The 21,445-nt window shown below is 41.0% G+C and carries 11 protein-coding genes, 3 pseudogenes and 1 riboswitch; of the genes and pseudogenes, 6 read left to right on the top strand and 8 right to left on the bottom strand.

Going from position 1 to position 21,445, the window contains the following annotated elements:
* Positions 1 to 337: 337 nt before the first annotated feature.
* From PAV_RS23510 to PAV_RS23520, 3 genes and pseudogenes are all read right to left on the bottom strand, one after another.
* Positions 338 to 662 (bottom strand): annotated as a pseudogene (locus PAV_RS23510) (AzlD domain-containing protein).
* Positions 653 to 1,380, bottom strand: a pseudogene (locus PAV_RS23515) (AzlC family ABC transporter permease). The pseudogenes PAV_RS23510 and PAV_RS23515 overlap by 10 nt, the downstream one beginning before the upstream one ends.
* Before the next feature lie 79 nt (positions 1,381 to 1,459).
* Positions 1,460 to 2,275, bottom strand: a complete 816-nt coding sequence (locus PAV_RS23520) for a TrmB family transcriptional regulator (protein ID WP_005550379.1) — start codon at positions 2,273 to 2,275, stop codon at positions 1,460 to 1,462.
* A 583-nt stretch (positions 2,276 to 2,858) separates the two neighbouring features.
* A riboswitch (cyclic di-GMP riboswitch) is annotated at positions 2,859 to 2,943 on the top strand.
* Between the two features lie 112 nt (positions 2,944 to 3,055).
* Between PAV_RS23520 and PAV_RS36500 the strand changes: the two genes are divergently transcribed.
* The 3 genes from PAV_RS36500 to PAV_RS35575 are packed head-to-tail and all read left to right on the top strand — an operon-like array spanning position 3,056 to position 7,170.
* The gene (locus tag PAV_RS36500) at positions 3,056 to 3,442 is read left to right on the top strand and encodes a glycoside hydrolase family 18 protein (RefSeq protein WP_051135204.1); all 387 of its coding nucleotides are present in this window, start codon (positions 3,056 to 3,058) and stop codon (positions 3,440 to 3,442) included.
* Entirely contained in the window at positions 3,387 to 6,212 is a 2,826-nt protein-coding gene (locus tag PAV_RS33780) for a glycosyl hydrolase family 18 protein (protein WP_238555908.1), read from the top strand. Before PAV_RS36500 ends, PAV_RS33780 begins: the two co-directional genes overlap by 56 nt.
* 46 nt (positions 6,213 to 6,258) lie before the next feature.
* Positions 6,259 to 7,170 (top strand): immunoglobulin-like domain-containing protein, encoded by a 912-nt coding sequence (locus tag PAV_RS35575; RefSeq protein WP_238555911.1) that lies wholly within the window; start codon positions 6,259 to 6,261, stop codon positions 7,168 to 7,170.
* A 103-nt stretch (positions 7,171 to 7,273) separates the two neighbouring features.
* On the opposite strand, the gene PAV_RS32720 is transcribed toward PAV_RS35575, so the two are convergent.
* Positions 7,274 to 8,308: an alpha/beta hydrolase gene (locus tag PAV_RS32720; RefSeq protein WP_051135205.1), complete on the bottom strand. Its 1,035-nt coding sequence runs from the start codon at positions 8,306 to 8,308 to the stop codon at positions 7,274 to 7,276.
* A gap of 314 nt (positions 8,309 to 8,622) precedes the next feature.
* Entirely contained in the window at positions 8,623 to 8,841 is a 219-nt protein-coding gene (locus PAV_RS23540; protein WP_157267222.1) for a hypothetical protein, read from the bottom strand.
* A 292-nt stretch (positions 8,842 to 9,133) separates the two neighbouring features.
* On the opposite strand from PAV_RS23540, the gene PAV_RS37755 reads away from it, so the two are divergent.
* A complete protein-coding gene (locus PAV_RS37755) occupies positions 9,134 to 9,277 on the top strand; it encodes a helix-turn-helix domain-containing protein (protein WP_372515462.1) in 144 nt (47 codons plus the stop codon).
* 134 nt (positions 9,278 to 9,411) lie between these two features.
* On the opposite strand, the gene PAV_RS32725 is transcribed toward PAV_RS37755, so the two are convergent.
* On the bottom strand, positions 9,412 to 10,530 hold the full coding sequence (locus PAV_RS32725; RefSeq protein WP_005550383.1) for an RICIN domain-containing protein: 1,119 nt from the start codon (positions 10,528 to 10,530) through the stop codon (positions 9,412 to 9,414).
* A gap of 1,333 nt (positions 10,531 to 11,863) precedes the next feature.
* Between PAV_RS32725 and PAV_RS23565 the strand changes: the two are divergent.
* Positions 11,864 to 13,008, top strand: a pseudogene (locus PAV_RS23565) (IS3 family transposase).
* A gap of 347 nt (positions 13,009 to 13,355) precedes the next feature.
* Here the strand turns inward: PAV_RS23565 and PAV_RS32730 are convergent.
* Positions 13,356 to 17,300, bottom strand: a complete 3,945-nt coding sequence (locus PAV_RS32730) for an alpha/beta fold hydrolase (RefSeq protein ID WP_005550388.1) — start codon at positions 17,298 to 17,300, stop codon at positions 13,356 to 13,358.
* A gap of 413 nt (positions 17,301 to 17,713) precedes the next feature.
* Between PAV_RS32730 and PAV_RS23575 the strand changes: the two genes are divergently transcribed.
* On the top strand, positions 17,714 to 18,868 hold the full coding sequence (locus PAV_RS23575) for an IS4 family transposase (RefSeq protein WP_005543483.1): 1,155 nt from the start codon (positions 17,714 to 17,716) through the stop codon (positions 18,866 to 18,868).
* A 172-nt stretch (positions 18,869 to 19,040) separates the two neighbouring features.
* Here the strand turns inward: PAV_RS23575 and PAV_RS23580 are convergent, their stop codons facing one another.
* Positions 19,041 to 19,430 carry a hypothetical protein gene (locus PAV_RS23580; protein ID WP_005550390.1) on the bottom strand — a complete coding sequence of 130 codons (390 nt, stop codon included), beginning with the start codon at positions 19,428 to 19,430 and terminating at the stop codon, positions 19,041 to 19,043.
* Between the last annotated feature and the right edge of the window lie 2,015 nt (positions 19,431 to 21,445).

Here is a 21,445-nt window from a genome sequence, read left to right on the forward strand (position 1 = left end):
TTCAAATTTATCGATTTAGTATTGGATATATGTAGAGGACTTGACCATAAAAGAAAAAAGGGCTTTATTCCCATTTTTTCGCATCTGTAAATGCAATCTCGCCAAAGGTGTTCAAACATGGAATGGTGTTTTTAAGGAACGCATTTAAAATAGGGAGGTATCTAGTCGGTGCTTCTTTTAGATGTACGAAAAGCCTGTCCTTATATCGAAGAACAGGCTCATGTATAGATAAAGACCCGCACACTGCGCGGGTTTGCCGATAATGGACAAATATGCTCTTTCCAATAGCAGTGGTGTTGCATGTAAACGTGGAACCTGACGAAATTAAGATCTCATTTTAAAACAAAAAGCGTAAAATGATAATGGAAATAATACCTCCCACTACGGTTCCCAGCAAACTTCGTGTTTTTATCGCAATCAAAAAAGTCGGTATGGCTGCAAAAAATTCGATGTTATTTGTAAGCGGTGGAATCTTTCCATCATGGATAAATATCTCTTGACCTATCAGAGCTGCTATGACAGAAATCGGAACATAATTTAACCATCGCATTCCCCATTCTGGCAATTCAAAACGACTAAGCACCATAAGAGGAACAACCCTTGGAAGGAACGTTACAAACGCTGAGCCGAGAATAATCAAAAATGTCCCATCTTACTTCCATTTTTCCACCACCATTCCTATTGTTGAGGCAATAATTGTAGCAATAATAACCCCCATACTGCTGGATAACACGAAAGAACTTCCCACTGCAATGACAACTGCGATAATGGCGACAAAGATATCCAGTTTGATTTTATTTCGCCCTAACATGGAGAGGATGAGAATGCCAATAAACATAGCGGGTAAGGCAAATGCTAGTCCGAATTTCTCAGGATTTGAAATCCATTGTGCCAAAAATGCTCCTGCTACATTAGCTGCAAACCAATTGATATAAGCGGTTATGTTGAGGCCATGCATCCATTTCTCACTGATTCGTTTTTCTTTGCAGCCTCGGTAATCGCGACACCGAATGTCTCATCGGTGAGTAGAGAGCCTACCAGCATGTTTCGAAGCGGAGAAAGATGCCGAAAATAAGGTGCTAGTGCTGCACTAAGTAAAATATGACGAAGATTAACAAAGAAAATCGTAATAATTATAGCAGTAAGCGAACTACTTGTTGCGATCATTCCTGCAGCAATAAACTGAGCTGAGCCCGCATAAAGAATTAAAGACATTAGAGCGATCTCAGCTATGCTAAGTCCCGCAGTTTTTTGGATTACGCCAGCAGCTAATCCGATACTTAAATACCCTAGTAAGGTAGGGATACAATCTTTTACTCCTTGGATAAAGCTGTCTTCATCTTTCTGAGTCGAATTCATTTGGACATTCGACAGACTCATTTCATCCCCTCCTTATTTTTAAACATTAGAAGCTAACACACTAACTACTATGAAAAAGAGAAAGAAAATACGGTTCAATTTATTTGAACCGTTTTCCAGTAACAACATGAAATAGGTTAGGGTCGTTTTTCCAAAGTGCTTCTGTTTTCTCTGGCCCCACTTCTTTCACTAATTCTGAAAACATAATGTCATGTCTGATGTATTCCATCGCAATTAACACAAGTGCAGGGTCTTCTGTTTTTACCGCCCATGCCGGTGTGTTTGGCGAAAAGTTTGCAATTAATACTTCTTCATTGTCCCGTGCAACAATCGTTAAGCGACCATTCATACGTTCCTCAGCTACTTCTGGAGCCATATAATTGTGATGAGTCGTTACACCAAGCCGAATCTCAGGCGCTCCAAAAAGAATCGAAAAAACGTGAATATCCTCTTTTATCCGCCTATCTACAGCACCTTTTACAGAAGAGACTTGCGGTTCCCAAATCGACAACCATATTTCTTCTTCCGCTTTATCGATAATGTCAATCATTTCGGCCGCAACGCGTTCATCACTGCTGATGCGTCGAATGACATCTACTTCCTGTTCACTTTCTAACGCAGATAAATTCTTTTCCAGATAATCCATAGAATTATCAAAGTCATTACGCAAGCGACGGATTAATTCTTTTGCGGGTAAGGGTGCATAGGTTACAGGGTCAGAAGGTACTGTATAAACCGCACCTTTATCCATTAATTTTGCTAACACTTCGTAAATCGTTGAACGAGGTACACCTGACCTTTTACTTATTTCATATCCGGTAATGGGGAAATTTTTTAACAGCCCTATATACGCCTTACATTCATATTGCGAAAAGCCCCACTTCTGAAGTTCTTTAAAAAAGTTCTTCCATGGCAACTCCTTTAGTAGTTAGTGTGTTACTTACTATAAAATAAAATGGATTACCTGTCAAAGCAATCCTGGTTCCGTTTTTGAAAAATGATCGTCAGACCACTGTTTTATTCCTGATTCTCCAACTTATGGACGAGGTATAATTACCCAAAAACGAAGGATAAATCCTTTTAAAACCATCCAAGGAACTATTTAGTTGCATGAATTTGACTTATAAGGAAAGTTATATTCCGTTATTATTTTGCGAACTCTGGCTCGTTCACCCACACTGCAATACATCTCCCATCCTCCCTAAGACCTACTGCCCAAGCCTTTCCGGACATGAAGAATCTGTAAAAAAGCATTACAAGGAGTAACAAGGGAACGTTGCAGTTACAGGCTTGATGTCCAGTATCAAACCATATGGAATTAACATACATCCCCTTATTCCATCCGAATTTCAACATGATAGATTTCAACTGAATAATAATATCGTCCTATGTTCATATATTCACATTTGAGCCGCATGACCCATTAACGAAACGCGAAACTGCTGTATATTTAACGGTGTAAACATGTATCGTTATGCAAGAGTATGCATGTTTGCACAAGCACGACTAGGCAAAGCTAGGGAAATCTAGTGACGCAAAACTAAAGGGGCTAAGGAAGAAATTCCATGCCTGCCAGACGCCGATTAATAGAACCCCATCTCTATTAGTCGTATTCGTTGTTTCTGTATGATTCATGGCGAGATGCCCCACCCTAGCTGCCTATTAATAAAATCTATTGATAGGAAGTGAATAACGGATGAAGACTGGGAGAAAGCGGAGTGCCCGAAGATTGTTCGCAATGACGGTAATGACCATCATGATGTTCGTATCTTCGTTGGCGCCGGCTTACGCAGGAACGACTGTTTCCGCAGCACAGGAACCTGTGGTCAAAAATGCAACAAAGGAAATCCGGAATGTCATGTACTATGGCGATTGGTCAATTTGGGGAGGACAAGGAAACTTTTATCCCAAGGATATTCCGGCCGATCAATTAACCCATTTGAACTATGCGTTTCTCGATTTTGATGCCCAAGGCAACCTTGTATTTACGGACAAGGATGCGGCTGTAGAAGCGCCTGTCGGCCAGGATGGCGTTCAATGGCAAGCGGCCAATGCAGGCATCCTTATCGCCCTGCAGCAATAGCGCAGAAAACCCGAATCTGAAGATCGGCATCTCTCTTGGCGGATGGTCGAAATCAGGCGACTTCGCTGTCGTAGCAGCCGATGCTTCAAAACGGGCGAATCTGATCCAAAATGTCATGAAATTCATCAAGTACACAAACATGGACTTCGTGGATGTCGATTGGGAGTTCCCGGCTGAAGTTCGACAGCCCGATTTGGTCGATAATAAGAACGATGAAGGTACGAAATACGCCATGCCGGAGGACAAAAACAATTATATTTTGCTCCTGCAAGACATCAAAAACGCATTGAATAAGCAAGGAGCCGAGCTTGGTAAAGCATATGAACTGTCTGTTGCGCTTCCAGCGCCGAAGAGCAAGATTGATATCGGCATTGATGTGCCAAGACTGTTCAACATTGTAGACTTTGCCAACATTATGACTTATGACATGCGCGGCGCATGGGATGAAGTAAGCGGCCACCATACCGGCTTGTATACGAACCCGAACGACCCGCTCACGGGCAACAACCTGTCCATCGACGAGAGCGTGAATTATTTGATTCAGCAAGGTGCTGAGCCGAATAAGATTGTGATCGGGGCAGCCTACTATACTCGCGGCTGGGATAAAGTGTCGCAAGGATCCGATCCGAATCATCCGGGTTTATTCGGCGATGCGGCACTATCCGCGAAGGATGCGGATCTGACTCCATCCCGCGGCGCGGTTGGCGAAGCAGCGCTCGCTATTGGGGACGGCGGCCGCCGAACAGGGATTTGGTCTTATCGCAACCTCGACAAGCTGAAGGCCACTTACCCGAATCTCAAGGAATATTGGGATGATGCCGCCAAAGCTCCATATCTGTATGATGGGACAACTGGCGTATTCTACACGTATGACAATGAAAGATCTATTCAAGAGAAAACGAAATATGTGCTTGAAAACGGTCTGGGCGGCGTCATTGCTTGGATGGCTTCCAATGATGCCCCTACTACGGATCCTGCCAAGCGCGACAAATTAACAAAGGCAACGAAAGAAGGCCTCTTCGGAAGCCAGGCGTTGACAACACATGAAATCCAATATACCAAGCTGGACGTAACGGCGGATGTGAAACCGTATACTGAGGCTTGGGGCAACAGCAAAGGGTATGAAATTACCCTCTTCAATAACGAGTCTTTGACCGAATCGAATCAAGTGTTGAAAGCGGTGGAAAGAGGAGCAAAAACGGTTAAGCTGCCGAAGCTTTACATCCAAGCCGATGGGCCGTTGACTTCCGGCGATTATTTGGCGGGAACCGTAACGAATGAGAACGGTTACACGGTCGTCGATTTGAAATCGGTCTATGATGCAAAAACGATTGAAACTGGTAGATCCTATACGTTCAAACTGAAGGGAGATGCCAAGATTACAAGCATGGAGCTGGTTCAGCGGGTGTCGAATAACAGCCCGGAAATGAACAGACAACTCATTCTGGGTGATGAAGCTCCAAGCATGAATCAACCGCCTGTTTTGCATGGCGTAGCGGATCTGACGCTTACAGTCGGCGACGACTTCGATAAGCTGGCCGGCGTAACTGCTACGGACGCAGAAGACGGAGATCTCACATCACGTATTGCCGTGACGGGAGATGTTAATACGAATGCAGCCGGCAAGTATGAGCTGGTGTACTCCGTTACGGATTCGCAAGGATTAACGGTCGAGAAAAAACGCACCATTACTGTTGTCGAAGAAGCTCCAAGCAAGAATCAACCGCCTGTTTTGCATGGCATAGCAGATCTGACGCTTACAGTTGGCGACAACTTTGATAAGCTGGCCGGCGTAACTGCTACGGACGCAGAAGACGGAGATCTGACTTCCCGTATTGCCGTGACGGGAGATGTTAATACGAATGCTACCGGCAAGTATGAGCTGGTGTACTCCGTTACAGATTCGCAAGGGTTAACGGTCGAGAAAAAACGCACCATTTCCGTTATCGAAGCGACAGCCCCGGGATATGATTTTGGGGTTGGCCAAGGAATCGAGTGGCCGAAGCAAGTCAATTCTCCATTCGTTGATATGGTTGCATGGGTTACCAAGCCAGGATACTCCAACAACGGCGCCCCTAACCTCGCTAGAATTTCCGAGGATACCGGCGTGAAATTTTTCAATCTCGGCTTTATTCAATCCAGTTCGCAGCAAATCGCGGACGGCAAAGTGCAATGGGGCTGGGGAGGATATTCCGTATTGAATGAAAAGAATGCGGATAACACCCAATACCAAGGGATTAAGCAGTCTATTCGGGAAATTCGCGAAATGGGCGGCGATGTCACGATCTCGCTGGGCGGTTTGAATGGCGTATCGTTTTGGGAAGTGACTCAAGACACCGATACCCTCTTCCATACGTATATGGAAATTGTTCAAGGCTATGGACTAACCCGATTAGACCTCGACATTGAGGGCGGCGCTCAGAACAAAGCGCTGAATGTCGCTAACGCGCAGGCGATTAAGAAGCTTCAGGATGCAACGGGAGTCGATATTGTATTAACACTTCCTGTACTGCCAAGCGGTCTGACTTCTGTTCAATTGGATGTATTGGAAGCTTACTTGTCTGCCGGCGTGGATGTCAAAGTCGTGAACATCATGACGATGTGCTATGGCAGCGGAACGCTCCTGCCTGGCGAGAACTATGGTTCCGCTTCGTTGAGAGCCGTTGATTCGACGAAGAATCAAGTCAAGCAGTACTTCAAGCAATTTGCCAACACGGATCTAACGGATCAAGACGCTTACGGTTGGAACGACGCCATCCATCGGCTTTGAAGGCGCGGCTCATCCAATCTTTACGACAGAGTGGTCCCAGTTGGTTGTGGATCATGCGATCGAGAAAGGGCTGGCGATGACCTCCTTCTGGTCGATGAATCGGGATGCGATGTTGGAAAACAACAATGGCGTAACGGCGCAATATCAATATACCGATATTTTCAAAGCATTCGGAAATGGAAGCACCCCGCCGGTTGCTACAAAGCCCGTGATTCATGGCGCAACAGATAAAACGATTTTCGTTGGCGAACAATTCGATCCGAGAGAAGGAGTTACCGCTACGGACAAATTGGACGGCGACCTGACCGATCGCATTATGATCGAAGGAGCAGTTGATTCCTCTGCTACAGGAACCTATAAGCTGGTGTATACCGTAGAGAACAGCCAAGGGCTGCAAGCGGTTGTTGAACGTACGATCACTGTGGCAGAAAAGATGAATCACAAGCCAGTCATTCATGGTGCAACAGATAAAACGGTTCTCGTTGGCGAGCACTTCGATCCGAAAGATGGGGTTACCGCTACAGATGAAGAGGACGGCGACCTGACCGATCGCATCGTGATCGAAGGAACGGTGGATTCCTCTACTCCGGGAACCTACAAGCTGATGTACACCGTAGAAGACAATCAAGGTTTGCAAGCCTCTGTAGAGCGCAATATTACCGTTCTCGACGGGCTTGCGGATACGTATGATCCGACCAAGATCTACTATCAAGGGGATACGGTTATCTACAAAGGAGAGAAATACACGGCAAAATGGTGGGTACAAGGCCAAGCGCCGGATTCCTCCCAAGCATGGGAAAAAGAAGTGATTCCAAATGAAGACGGCAGTGTGGATTACGTGCCGGGCAATGTGTATGTAGAAGGCAATTTGGTTCGCTATGAGGGCAAGCTCTACCAAGCCAAGTGGTGGACGAAGAGCATTCCGGGCAGCGATGAATCCTGGAAGCTTGTAGAATAATCACAAGACGCAGTTGCCGGGACTGACCCTTCACGGGTTAGTCCCTTTTGCTTTCTTTCATGACTGCGCATGCGCGGTGGTAAGACTTTCAAGATAAAATATCCTACTTCTTCTTTTTAACCATTATGATGGCTACGATAGCAAGAATAAATAATATTCCCGCTCCTATGATCGTAGGATTCATAAATGCCGTCATCTCTGTTTTGTTTGTATCAACATTGTCTGATGTATTGTGGTTGGCTGTATTGTTAGATGATTTATTACTATCATCATCTGTACTAGTTGTCTTGCCAAAGGAATTATTGACAAAAAGCAACAGTTTGTCGGCTAATGCTTTACGTTCTTGTTTTTGTTCACCAGTCGAATCCTTGGAAAGCTTGGAATACCTGCCCTCCTCAGACAACATATCTGTACCATGTTCACTACTATCGATAACGTGAAACTGCTTTTGTTTTGAGGCGGATGCCTCATAAAGAGCTTTGACTTCATCATAATAATTTCCGGTAGGATCTTTCTCTGATACCGCGAAAAAAGCTGGTACATCTATCTTTTTAACAGCCTCCAACGCGCTTATTGCCGGATTTATACCAAATTGTCGTGGAGAAGATAATATTCCTAATCCTACTAATTCCGGTATATTTGGCGCAGCAACAGCTGTAGAAGTAACACCTATAGATGCTCCCATAGATAAGATTTTAGTTGCACCACGTTCCCTTAACACCTGAGCAGCAGCCAGTACATCTAAATCCCTACGATAAGTTGCATCTCCAGATACCGAATCAGAAGGTTCATCATTTCTAAATGCCCAAAGAATCACCATATATCCTTCCTTTACAAGTCTTTCAGCAAAAGGAAGCCAGCTATCAACCATCCATCCATTTTCATGACCAAGTGTGATACCTTTATTACCACTGCCTAACACATAACCACATAATTTAACTCCATCTTGCGTAACAAACTCAACAGCATTTGCAGGGTATTTCTCTGGAAGGCTTCCTAGAATACCACCTGTAGGAACATCTTTTCCAGTTGCTACAATGATGCTTGTTTCCTTTTTATCTGCAGCAAATACAACGGAAGGTAACAACATTACTACTACACAAAGTATTGCAAGAAGACGCATAGCTTTTCTTTTCAACACCATTCACCTCTTTCTTTTCGTGTTCGACCTTGAAAAATAAAGCGATTTTTGCCTTCGTATACGAATCGTTCGGCCTTAATTGCCAACGACGTAACTAAGTATAACTCAGAGTTTTCATCAAAACGTGATCAAAATACCAACAAATTATTTCCATATAATAATGGAAGTTAAATGTTGTAAAAAGCGAAAATGGAGCTCATCCAAACGATGGCTCCATTTTTGTTTCTGGTTTCAAGTAAAATTTCGGCAGATAGAGCTGCCCGGCGATCGACATCCTCATTTGAATAGCGGATCATCACTAATTCTATTCTTCATCGCCAATTCATCTTTTTCTTTAAAGTTGACCTAATTATGCTCTGCAACAATATTTGTGTAATAAATAAAAATAAAGGTACAGTAACAGACATCTTATTGAGTAAATTAAAAACTATCCAAACTGCAAGAAAAGTGACCATGTAAGCATAAGTCCAAAATACACTTTTAGAGGAAATATATTTCTCCATTTCATCCATTTTTTTAAAGTCTTTCATAAACATCATTTCTCCTTACTAAATGTAAAATAGTTTTTACATTTTAATTATATGTATCTACATCCATGTATGTCAAATAGTTTTTACATTTTTATGATTCAAAATTTAAAACCGCATTAACATATAGAATGTCAATGAAGTTTTTCTGCGATTTTTATATGATATTTTTATTGATGTTTGGCTGTTTTACCCCCAAAGCGGAAGCTGTTCCCATTTTTACGACCATTCATTCTATCACTTCATAGACTCCAATATTTATGAACATGACCAACTGCGTGGAACGAGTTATATCGTGACGTTAGAGAATTACTTTTTTAGCCATCTTAATAGAAGTGAAACAGCTAAAGCATTGCTCATCCACAGAAATACTTTGTATTTGTTAATTGACACAGAAAAAAAGAGCCGCAACCGCGACTCAAATAAATTTACAACATGATCCTACAAAGATGTTCATTTCGATTGAATAACACCGTTAATAACTGATTAGAAAGTTCTGCTATCATGAATATAAATCCAAAGAGCTATCCGAACGAAATCTGATCTAACTGGTCATATGAATTCATACCCCTATTAATTTAAAAGTACTAACTTCCACTTTTGGGCAGCGGTTCTATTATCCGTCCAGATCTGCACGTTCGTACCGTCGTTCGTGCCTGATTCGGATACATCCAGAGCCTTATTGCTGTTACTATTAATTAGTTTATACGAGCCATCTGTATTGCGTATGAAATCCCATTTCTGTGCACTTGAACCGTTGTCATCCCAAACCTGCACGTTTGTACCGTCTGCTGTCCCCGAACTTTGCACATCCAGTGCTTTGGCGCTAACTGCGTTAATCAGTTTATATGTGCCGTCTTGGTTTCGATACACGGTCCAACGTTGAGCTGCTGATCCGTTATCTGAATAAATCTGAACATTTGTGCCATTCGATGCCCCTGATCCTTGAACATCCAATGCTTTTCCACTGTTTACATTAATGAATTTATAGGGTCTTCCCACAAGCACATCGTTACTAGTCAAGTTTGGATCCATTGAATATTGCTGCCATAACTGATCGACAGTTTGGCCAGTCAAGTTCACCCATAATTGTTCACTATAAGTTCGATTACGAAGATTGAAGTCCATCTCATTGACAATCGACGGACGGATTCGATTTTCCAGCCATACGAAAAAGCGAGCTGTAACTCGGTAACTATCCGTATATTTTTGATCAGGGCTATAATTAGGCAGGGACCATCCTGCCGGACCATTATTTCTACCATATTTATAACGGGCATAATCCGCGATCCCTTCGGTTATCCATCCGGGACTCCCCCCAGGGTAGGCTTGAACGATATGCATTAACTCATGGGTCACCGTATCGATATCTTCCGGATTCTTTCGCAGCCAATTAGAGCTGAATTTAACCTTGCCCCCTCCTGCTTCCGCAACACCAGAGTATGTCGGATCAATTGTAAAATATACTTTCCGAGCTGCCTGACCATTGAAACGTGCAACCATTTGAGGATATACGATAAAGAAGGTATCAATCATTCGTTGTTTTACTGTCGAATCAAAAGAAGGATCCTCGTTATTCATTTCTAATGTGTAGGTTCCGTCTGTGTAGGAAGCAGTCTCGGCAGAGACCACCATCACTTCAGAACCGAATAGTACCATCATCATCAAAATCATTGACAATTTTCGAATCAAATCCTATTCCTCCTTGTTTGAACCGAACTAGCTCTGTTTTGGCCACATAACACCACGGACATGCGATATCGCTGATAATTTCCACCACCATCGAAACGCTCCTCCTTCCCGCCCTATAATCCTCAGCTGTTCCGTTACTTTAGCGATAATGATTCCCCCAGAGCCGTGGCCTACCAGGAAATATTATGCATATTATTCTTTTTTATGTAGTCTACTACTGATTTTGTGATCTCTTCATGGGTTACTTTAGGATCGATCTTAGCTCCATGTCCTGCGTACTCAGGAGTGTAGAAGGTATGCCCCGCCCTGCTGAAGAGAATGAACTTATTCTATCCAGAAGACGAACTGGCCGTATTATGAAGGCACAGGATCTTGTACTCCTAGACAGTTGCCCAGTATAAAACAAGACTGTATGTAATAAGTCCCAGCAAACAAATGAACTGAATCGACAATCCCTGTTCATCCTACATTATTGAAGATTATACAGACGGCGCTTGCTGGTAATCTGCCGTCAATATTCTCCTTCAATGAGAACGCATACCTTTCTTGAAAGACGACACTCTACAAGTTTTGATACTGGGCACAAATGAAGCTCACGGATATCTGTCCAAAATGTTATTGCCCTTTCCACGAAGCAGAAGTTTCACGAATGTTGATTAACCAGCGCCATTTGGTTCGACGGGCGCTATTCTTTCCCTCCAGGTTGATTGTGAATTCAGACAATACTTGGTTTTGTCCACCTGAATAAGTGAATTCTATACTCATTAGGGTCTTGAGGTTCTTAATATATTCTCTCAATGACCTGAATAAAGCTCTTTGCAAGACTGCTTGAAGACCGTTCGATCGCACTGCTGAATAGAATAAAACCCTCTTCGTAATCATTTTAAACAATACCTGATAACCAAGAATAACGATTACTTCCTGTAGCACATTGAATATACTGGCATCCATATGCCAGAAATGCATTTTTCAATACTTTGGCGATAACCTAATCGAAAAGATGCGGAAGAGCTCTACTTTTTTGTGACGAATCCATTCATCCAAATTATAAGTTCGTTATTTGCTCTTTCTGTCGTTATATTATTGAAAAATGGCTTTGCGATTATCATTAAGGAGTTTTATTTATAGGTTTCGTTCTTTGTATGTAACAAAAGTTAAATAATGAGAACTTCATTTGAGTCTGATTGTATGTTCGGAAAAATGACTCATTCCACAAAAAAACCCAGTACTAATATGGGGACTGACCCCATAACGTGAGACAAATCAAAACACCTTTAAGAGAAATATCCTTATATCGTAAGATAAGGGAGACAATCTTGGAGGTGTTTTTGCGTTGACAACTAGAGTGAGTTACCCGGCGGAAGTAAAATTGAAAGCAATCGAAATGAGATTAGCTGGTATTCCTGTGAAAGAAGTAATGAACGAGCTAAACATCAAAAATGAGACTCAGTTAAAAGTCTGGATGAAATGGTATCGGGAAGGTGAACTCTATCGCCTGAAGCAGCCAGTAGGTAAGCAATACAGCTACGGCAAAGGCCCAGAATATCTATCAGAGCTTGAAAAAGTGAAAGCAGAGAATCGTTTTCTTAAGCAGCAGTTAGAGGTTCTAAAAAAGTACAAGGAGTTGGAAAGGAGGTGTCACCTGAAGTAGTCATCGCTTGGATGGAGTCCATTCGAGGAGAAATAAGTATTACTCAAGCCTGTGCATGGTTAGGGATTCCTCGATCTAATTATTATCGTTGGAAATCATCTTGCAGAGCTAAGCGTGTAGATAATGCCGTAGGGAAAATTCGAGAGCTCTGTACGGAACATAAATTCCGTTATGGGTACCGAAAGATCACGTCACTGCTTCGAATGGAACAACAAATTAATCACAAACGTGTACAGCGAATTATGCAACGTGAAGGACTACAATGCCGAGTTAAAGTGAAGAAACGCAAACCTACTGGACAGCCAGCACATGTCGCGGAACACCTGTTAAAGCGTCAATTTCAAGCAATTGCTCCGATGTAAAAACTCGTGACTGATATTACGTATTTGCCTTACGGCGGAAAAACACTATACTTATCAAGTATTTTAGACTTGTATAACGGAGAGATCGTGGCTTACAGTATAGCAGACAAGCAAGACACTTCTTTTGTTCTTGATACGCTGAATCAGCTTCCGCTACGTTCAGATATGATGCTTCACAGCGATCAAGGAAGTGTATATACGTCTCAGGTTTACCAAGAAGCAATAAAAGCAAAAGGCATTACCATGAGCATGTCCCGTAAGGGAACGCCCGCTGATAATGCCCCCATCGAATCGTTTCATTCCACACTAAAGTCTGAAACGTTCTATCTCGAAGGCTTGACCTGCACAACGACGGCAATCGTTGAGCAGACCGTTCGAGATTACATTACTTACTATAACTCAATTCGCATTCAAACGAAACTAAATAACCAGTCGCCGATTAATTTTCGACGACTGGCTGCTTAAACTTGTAAGGTGTTTTGATCCCTGTCTCTCAAAAAGGGGTCAGTCCATATGTGTACTGGGTTTTTTATATTGTTATTTTTGCATATTTAATTGAATCACTCATCACCCCATAGATAATGTTAGATAATAATTAAATGGGTTCTATAAAATCCAATTAAATAATAATTTTCTTCCAATAATCCATTTTTCCCAATGGATTATTGGGGTATCCAAATATATTACTTTTCCTTCAAGATAGAACGTTAGTTCCACTCAGAATTGGCATCACTTACTTTAAAGGTCATTAAGGAAAAACAGTTCCTTCAATATTAGTGAGCATTGATATATTACCTTTCAGTTTCCCCTTTTCACGGAACGACTTCTAATTGTAAATTACCAATTTCAATACCATCTAGCAGGAATAAGAATCTGTATGGAGCAATTTCATTTAACGATAACGGTATCTCGGCGACTCCTTGAGTAAAATTGATATCAACACTTGTAGAATCCGATTTTAGTTTTTCACCGCCAAAATAGCCGAATTCATCTTTTTGTGTTGTTTTATAACCAGAAATAGTTACATTATGAAGTCCGTTAAAGTTAGTATCAATCATTCTATCTTTACCGTATACAGCAAAAGTTACCGTTGTATTCTCTCCTGCTAATATTCCTGTTTTTTCACTATTAATTCCTACTTGTAAATCAGTGTATATCATGTATTTCAACCAACCAACCGCCGACCAATCCGACCACTGCTGCTCATCGTTCACTTTCACTCGTACTTGGAATGCTTGGCCTGCCGGTAGAGGCTCCGTCATCGTCCATGCATTGGCTGTAGCCGTTACCGCCTGCTCGACTACACCGGAGTCTACAATCACTGTGCCACTAGCATCCAGCACTTGGACTTCGTATGCCGAGAAGTTGGTAAACGCCGCATCCTCTTGGCTCCAGCGAATCGAAGGGGTGCTTACATTACTGATCTCAGGCGCATCCTCCGTACCTAGAGGATACGTCAGGCTTACTTTTGGTGCCTCATTTTCTTTTACCAACGCTGGCGTGCTATGGGCCACGGTTGTTCCGTCTCCCAGCTGGCCTGCGTCGTTAATGCTTCCCCAGGCCCAGATGCTTCCGTCCGTTTTCGAGAACACCGTGTAATTCGTTCCAAGCGTGATTGCACTCAGGTCACTGAGCCCAGACACTTTCGTCGGTGTTCCACTAGTCCAGTTCCATACGCTTCCATCTGCTGCTATCGCGTAGTTGCTGCTGCCCCCCGCAATCGCCTCTATGTTGCTTAGGCCGCTGACTGGGGTATAGCTTCTGGAGTTCCAAACCCCAACGCTGCCATCCTTTTTCAGCGCTAATCCAGTACCATTTGAGTTCCTCGTTGCTGCAATACTCTTAATTCCTGTCAGGCCTGGCATCAGGCTCGCTCTGGAACTGTCGGTGCCATTGCTTCCGAGAAGAGCAGATCCAAAACCCCAGCCCCAAACGGTTCCGTCGGTTTTTAGCGCATAAGTGTAATAACCTCCTGCTGCTAGTTGGCTTGCACCGCTGACACCCACAACCTGTACCGGAACACTCCGATTGGTAGTCGTGGCATCTCCCAACTGCCCCTCACGGTTATTGCCCCAGGCCCACACAGTTCCATCTTTCTTCAGGGCGTAACTACTGTTATCCTTGGCAGCTATTGCAATAATGTCGGTAAGATGTTTGACTTGCTCCGGCTTACTGTACGTTTGCATTAGGGATACAGCACCATCATTCCCCACTTGGCCGACTGAGTTGCGCCCCCAGCCCCAAACGGTTCCATCACTTTTCAGTGCCAAACTATGCTCTGAGCCGACTGCTACCGAAATGACATCGTCTAACCCTACCACCTGTACCGCTGTGGTTTTGGAGGTCTTGGTGCCATCCCCCAGTTGACCGGAATCATTTTTCCCCCACGCCCATAATGTTTTATCCTCATGGACTTGAAGACTGTGATTTTCTCCAGTAGCAAGACCTATTGATGTCTGAGCCACATAAATCGCTTCTGGAGAAGAGTTTGTTGCTTCATCTCGTGCGATAATCTTAAAAGTATAACTTTTATTGGATATAAGTTTTTCAAAAACAAACTTTGTTTCTACTGTATTAGCTACGAATTTTCCATCAACGTATAGATCATAACCAGTAACCCCTACGTTATCTGTAGACGGTGACCAAGAAATACCTATCTTATTTGGACGCACTAAAAAAGTATCCAATCCTTCCGGCTTTGAAGGTGGGGTCTTATCTACTTTTGCTTCCCCAGAAACCTCATCACTAAGATTAAATACATTATCCATCGCCCTTGCATAGACGTTGTGTAGTCCTTCTTCATCAATAATTACTGGGGCGGTATAGTCTTTCCAATCACCATCGTGCCCTATTTTATATTGATATTTTTGAAAACCGCTATCTGCATCTTCACTCCCAGATAATGTGATTGAGACAAATTTATTTGTCCATTTTATCGGTTCTACAGTTATGGTAGGTACAGTTGGATTAGTTGTATCAACCTTAACTGTTTCTGTTAATATTTCCGAATCATTTCTATTCTTATCTCTGACATATGACTTAAAATTATAAATTCCGGTATTAGGCAAAGGAATTGGGCCCGTATACTCTTGATAGCCAGAGTCGTTAAGATTATAGTATATTTTATAAACTCCAGATTCTTTATCCTCACCTAGTATATTGTAATAAACTCCTTTACCATACCAATCATTAATCCCTTTGACACCGTCGATATGAGTGCTAATAGTTGGTGGAGTTTCATCTAGAGTTCCTTTAGAATCTAGATTGACGGAAGGAGATAAAGTTTGATCAACAGTTCCATCACCGTTTTGATCTACTTGTAGTCTAACTTCTCCATTTTCATTAGTTCCTGAAGTAAAAATAGAATTGGGTGTAACGTTGATCTCATCAAATCTAACCGTTTTTACTTCCTCATCATTTTCATTTGACCAAATAAGGGAATATATCATCTCTCCATAACCATTTCCCTTTAATTTAACGTTATAATCGCCATCATTTAATAAGGCAATTTTGGTCTCACCGTCAGTATAATAACTTCCGAAAGGAATATTTTCTTCATAACTAGATGTACCAGTTGAACCTAAATGATTTCCCTTACTATCATACACGTGTAAATCGACCGGACATTCAACTTTTAATTTTAGAGTCTTAATTGTTTCAGTAGATCTCCGGATTTTAGGTGCTAGTGTCATTGGATTGCCTAAGAGGATATTTTCTATTTGTTTTTGAACACTACTATTTCCTGGTAGTTTACTATGCTCTTCTTGAATATAATATGTTCTACTACGCTCCAGTTTACCTCCGACACTAGCACTTATTACTGGTACAGTCCCATCACCTTGAATTGATTTAACATCTTTTATAGTTTCAGAACCACCATAAACTGTAATTCCCCCCATTGTTGCAATTTTGTCCCCAACAATATAATAAGAATCTACTGAGTTTAGATTATACAGAATGTTAAATTTATCATGAAAAGCTTCAGCCTTTTCAATCATGGGAACATTTGCCCAGCTAGTAGATTTCAAATAACTCTGTGTAGAATCATAATTTGGATACTTAAATGTTTTATAGTTATCTCTAAAATAACCTACATGTTCAGTATGAGACATATAATGTGTATTGTTTAGAGTGAAATATTTCCTTGATGGTAGTAGTTCGTATGCTGATAGTATATTTGGCATTACATCACGAATAGCTCCACTTATAACTAAGTCACCAATAGTACCTGTAGCATTTCCTGTTGTAAATATATATGCTGCCTTAGGAGCACCCAAATACGGAGTACCGATAGTTACAAGTTTATCAACATTTTTATCGTTACCTTGACTAATATATTTAGTCGCTACTATTCCACCCATACTATGGGCAACGATATATATTTTGCTGTTTGGAGAAGAAGCTTTCTCAGCATCTATAACCTTCTTTAATTGAGCCGCGTTATGTTCCGCACCAAAACGCCAATCATATCCAAAGTCAACAACATGAAATTGTTTATTTAAGTAATTATGTAAAGACTCATAGTATTCAGGCTCCGGTAAACCAAAATCTAGCTTTGTCTTCTCATCTTGTGTTCCATTATCTAACATTTTTAACTTTCTTATTTTAGACGGAGCCGTGATAGGATTAGAAGGTGGAATCCATACTTTTTCCTTCCCATGATACAATTCTGAAGCCATAATCCCTGGTATTAGAATTACCCTATGTTTGTACACCCTTACTATACATTCACCATAATAATTAGAAGAAGAATCCATCGGTCTAACTTCAAACTTATAAGATCCTTCATCGTTATACGATGTGTAAGTTAGCGTATCTGTATAATGATTAAGTTGTTCTACAAATAGCCCATTACGATATATGTTAATTCTAACGCCGGGTCGTTTTGAATCATTATAGTCATAATGTATTTTAATGCTCTTTCCAAATTCAACATTATCATTTTCTGCCCAAGCACTTATGCTTCGTGAAGCAAATGCTATATTTGCTGAACTACCATAGTTCGGAATTAAATTAAATAATCAATAGCGTTGCATTAAATTTCAGACCTAATTACAAATTCTAAATTGTACTAAAAATGTTAAATTATCGACGTCCATTCAAAGAAAAAATCTCCATAATTAGGGGAGCAGGTAGTCCTGTCCAAATCCCTAATCATAGGAGATCGTACATGGACAAGGATACACTACTTTCATCATTTGGTAAATGGGTCGCACCACTAAATGCACAAATCATTTCAGATTGGACGGATAAAACCGGCGAAGATAAGTACGTTAAAAAGCTGCATTCACTGGCCTATCTCTTGATCTTTATGGATGCACAGCTGCAGCAGCGAGACTGTTTACGAACTATCGTTACTGAATTGCAGTGTAACGAAGCGTTCCAGAAAGAACTTGGAATTACGTCCATAAGCACCTCACAGCTATCAAGGAAAAACAACAAGCTTTCCAGTGAGGTTTTGCAAAGCATATTTGCGGATCTGGTCTTGAAAATCAGCGAGCACAGCCGTCCTGCTTCAGGGCGAATCGGCACAGTAAAATTGCTAGATTCCACGACGATGAGCCTATGTTTAAGTAAATACAAATGGGCAACGTACCGAAAAACAAAATCCGGTGTCAAACTTCATTTGCGAGTAACCTTTTGCGATCCGGACACGGTTTATCCAGAAAAGGCAGTGCTTACACCTGCGAAGCCTGCGGATCGTACTCAAATGGATGCTCTTATTGATGAAACCGGAGCCACCTATGTGTTCGATCGCGGCTATGTCGATTACAAGAAGTATGATCATTACTGCAGGGAAGGCATTTTTTTCGTAACTCGTTTGAAGAACAACGCGGTCGTGGAGACGCTCTCCGAATTTCCAGTAGCCGAAAACTCCTTGATCCATCGGGATCAAATGGTTCGAATCGGTAAAGGAAAGAAACAGATGGAAGAGGCATTGCGACTTGTAGAAACGACCGATTTAAAGGGTAAGCTGATCCGCATCATTAGCAATCGCTTTGATTTAACAGCAGAAGAGATCAGTGAGCTGTATCGCAATCGTTGGAAGATAGAAACATTCTTCCGTTGGGTTAAACAGCATCTGAAGCTGACGCGTTTCTATGGAGAGCAAGAGAACGCGGTATGGAATCAGATCCTCATTTGTTTGATCGCATATAGCCTTCAGCTCTTGATGAAAATGGAGCTTGGTACAACGAAGAGCTTATTAGATCTACATCGACTACTTATCTCAATGCTGTATCAGCCCTGGGAAACGTTCAGAGAAGCTGTTTTTCGGAAGCCTGCTCGCACTTCCAAAGGTCGGCAGAAAGTCGTAAAGACCTAAGATTCAGGAAAATAGTTCCTTGAAATGATAGATATTACCAAATGGGCGCGGCTACTTGCTTTCATAGAACCCTTAACTTTTTGGCTTATATGAAAGCAAGAAAACTGTAAATTATTTTATCTGCAACAATATCTTTCCTTTAATATTTGCAGTGGGATTCTTTTATGCAACGCTATTGATATTTAAGATATGGGAAATCTGCATTAAACCGAGGATGTTCTTTAGCGATTAATTCCATGCCTTCAATTTTGTCAATTAACTCCTCGTCATTCTTGTTATTGAACTTATAGGTCAATCTTGCAGTTTTGGCTGTAGATGCTGCAGTGAGATAACTAGACAATAATTTAAAAACTACTAGAGCTAATAACGCATAGAAGAGAATTTGATGATCCCCATCAAATAAGTTGTCAACCATAACTTTTGATAGGTATATGTCAAAATAAGTTTTTAAAGAACTAAAGACAGATATAGCTATTATTAAAGTTACTGTTCTTTTATCGAATTTATACACTTCTAAAAATGAACGATAAGACAAGCCAACGATATGTAATACTCGCTTCATTATTCCCTCTCTATAAAACGAAGTAAAGGTTCCATCAATTTATTAGCATGATCACATGTATTAACTATACCTGCACCTATCACTTGACCTATTTTGTTTACTACCAGCATGTAAGGAACTGCTCTTACGTTTAGTTGCTCTATTAAATATTTCACTTTATACGAGTAGACCTTTATATTTTCTTTAGTATATTTTTTTGTAATTCCAATATTGCTTCCTCATCATACCCCTCACAAAATATAGCGTAACAAAACTTGTTGTATCTTCTACAAGTTTCGTATGCGACATTTATGTCGCATGCTTCACAATTATTACTAAAGAAAAACATCGCACTTCCATGTAACGAATCCTTGAGCCATTGTAAGCTTATGTCATTAGAATCTTGCACGATAACATCAGGAATGTATTCTCCAATTTTATAGGAATTAGACGATTTAAGAAATCTTCGGTGATCCAAGTTATCATTTTCCACTCTTTAATTCCCCCTTTTCATAAGCTATTTGTAATTCCTCCTCAAATTTATATTGATAAATGTTAACAACTCTTTCTATGGTTAAGGGTTTAACAGGTTAGAATGGTAGATTTACTTTTTCTCTGATTTATGAACTCTGATATCTGACATCTTGTTTATGTATATAGTTATACTTCAAATATAAATTATTTTCACGGCAATAATTTATGGGGAACTCCCCATATTTATATAGTGCGTACCCTACTTAAATTTGAGGAGCCTTTATAAAGCTCCCATAGTTTGAGACACGGGAGAGTGATAAATACGTTATAATGAGACCGTGGGGAAACGAAACCAATATACCTCAGAAGGTTGTGCTGGGGGAACAGACAGATCACCATCAACGCTAGGCAGTTCTGCTGAGCGTAAACAAGATAAGCGTTTATCTCTCCAAGAGAAAAGCGGAAATGAAAGAATGTGTAGATCATGCACCAGATCGATTGAATTTATATGAGGCATCATTACTTTGGTTATCGACGGATGACAAGATTTCTTTGAGAGAAGACATACAAACTTTGGACATCCTGGATATCTTCAAGATCAAGACTGTTTCGATTACCCCTAGATGCAGTATCAGACCGGTACCGCAATTAATTGCACCACTGGTCTATTGATCACCGCTATTTCTGGCCTTCCAGACAAATTAAAAAAGACCTCAATCATCATGCTCTCCAACTGCTTACAAGAGCATACAATGGTCATCTTAAGGATATCTGCAATGATGTGGAAATAGAAGAAGACTATTTGCATCTTTTCTCTGAGAAATCCTCTGCACTCATAACATCATGCGATTCACTTTGCCTACTGTCAGACTCAAGTGCTTACTACTGAAATTGAACATCAATTGACTGTGTCATCCCATCATATTGGAATAGCAATTACAAAATGATATGGATTGTTTACTTAACATCCATACGGATAATGACTTAATTCAAAAAGGGAAAACCTAATCAACTCTATATTTGTTAGATAAATGCGTTGATAGTTTTCCTGTTTTTCTCAATTACTTGAAAATACACGTAGCCTAGAAACCTTTTCAACCTATAAAAATGAACTTATCCGTTTATCCAAGTGTCAGGAGTCTTTCAATATACTCATGCTATTCATATCTTCATAAGCTGAGCGTATTTTGGATACGATGCCTACTATTTCACCTGGAATTTAAAATAAACATCCATTGTTTCCTTAATTAATCTTAGGGACTGCCCTAAAATTTATTAGGGACAAACTACTGGAAATTTTAGTATGATTAATACATAACACTCAGATTCAAACTAAGTCGCCAAGACACGGCAAATTTTGGGAAGTTCTGCATATTAAACAGCAATTTCACTTTACATTTATCGAAGGGATACCATCAATGTATAAATCCTCACACATAAAACGGATATTCATCGCATTTACAGTAATGAGTATCCTAATTCTTCATTCCTGGACAAGTTATATCTGCTACCATTTTCCTTACACCGGGATTGAAATTCTCCAAAATACTTCTAACCAATGG

Origin of the sequence: Paenibacillus alvei DSM 29 (assembly GCF_000293805.1) — a bacterium.
GTDB classification, from domain to species: Bacteria; Bacillota; Bacilli; order Paenibacillales; family Paenibacillaceae; genus Paenibacillus_B; species Paenibacillus_B alvei.

Coding starts and splice junctions, on each gene's coding strand:
- PAV_RS33780 (WP_238555908.1), top strand. CDS start 3,387: ATGGCGTTCAATGGCAAGCGGCCAATGCAGGCATCCTTATCGCCCTGC.
- PAV_RS23580 (WP_005550390.1), bottom strand. CDS start 19,430: ATGAAGCGAGTATTACATATCGTTGGCTTGTCTTATCGTTCATTTTTA.
- PAV_RS23575 (WP_005543483.1), top strand. CDS start 17,714: ATGGACAAGGATACACTACTTTCATCATTTGGTAAATGGGTCGCACCA.
- PAV_RS32730 (WP_005550388.1), bottom strand. CDS start 17,300: ATGGATTCTTCTTCTAATTATTATGGTGAATGTATAGTAAGGGTGTAC.
- PAV_RS23540 (WP_157267222.1), bottom strand. CDS start 8,841: ATGAAAGACTTTAAAAAAATGGATGAAATGGAGAAATATATTTCCTCT.
- PAV_RS36500 (WP_051135204.1), top strand. CDS start 3,056: ATGAAGACTGGGAGAAAGCGGAGTGCCCGAAGATTGTTCGCAATGACG.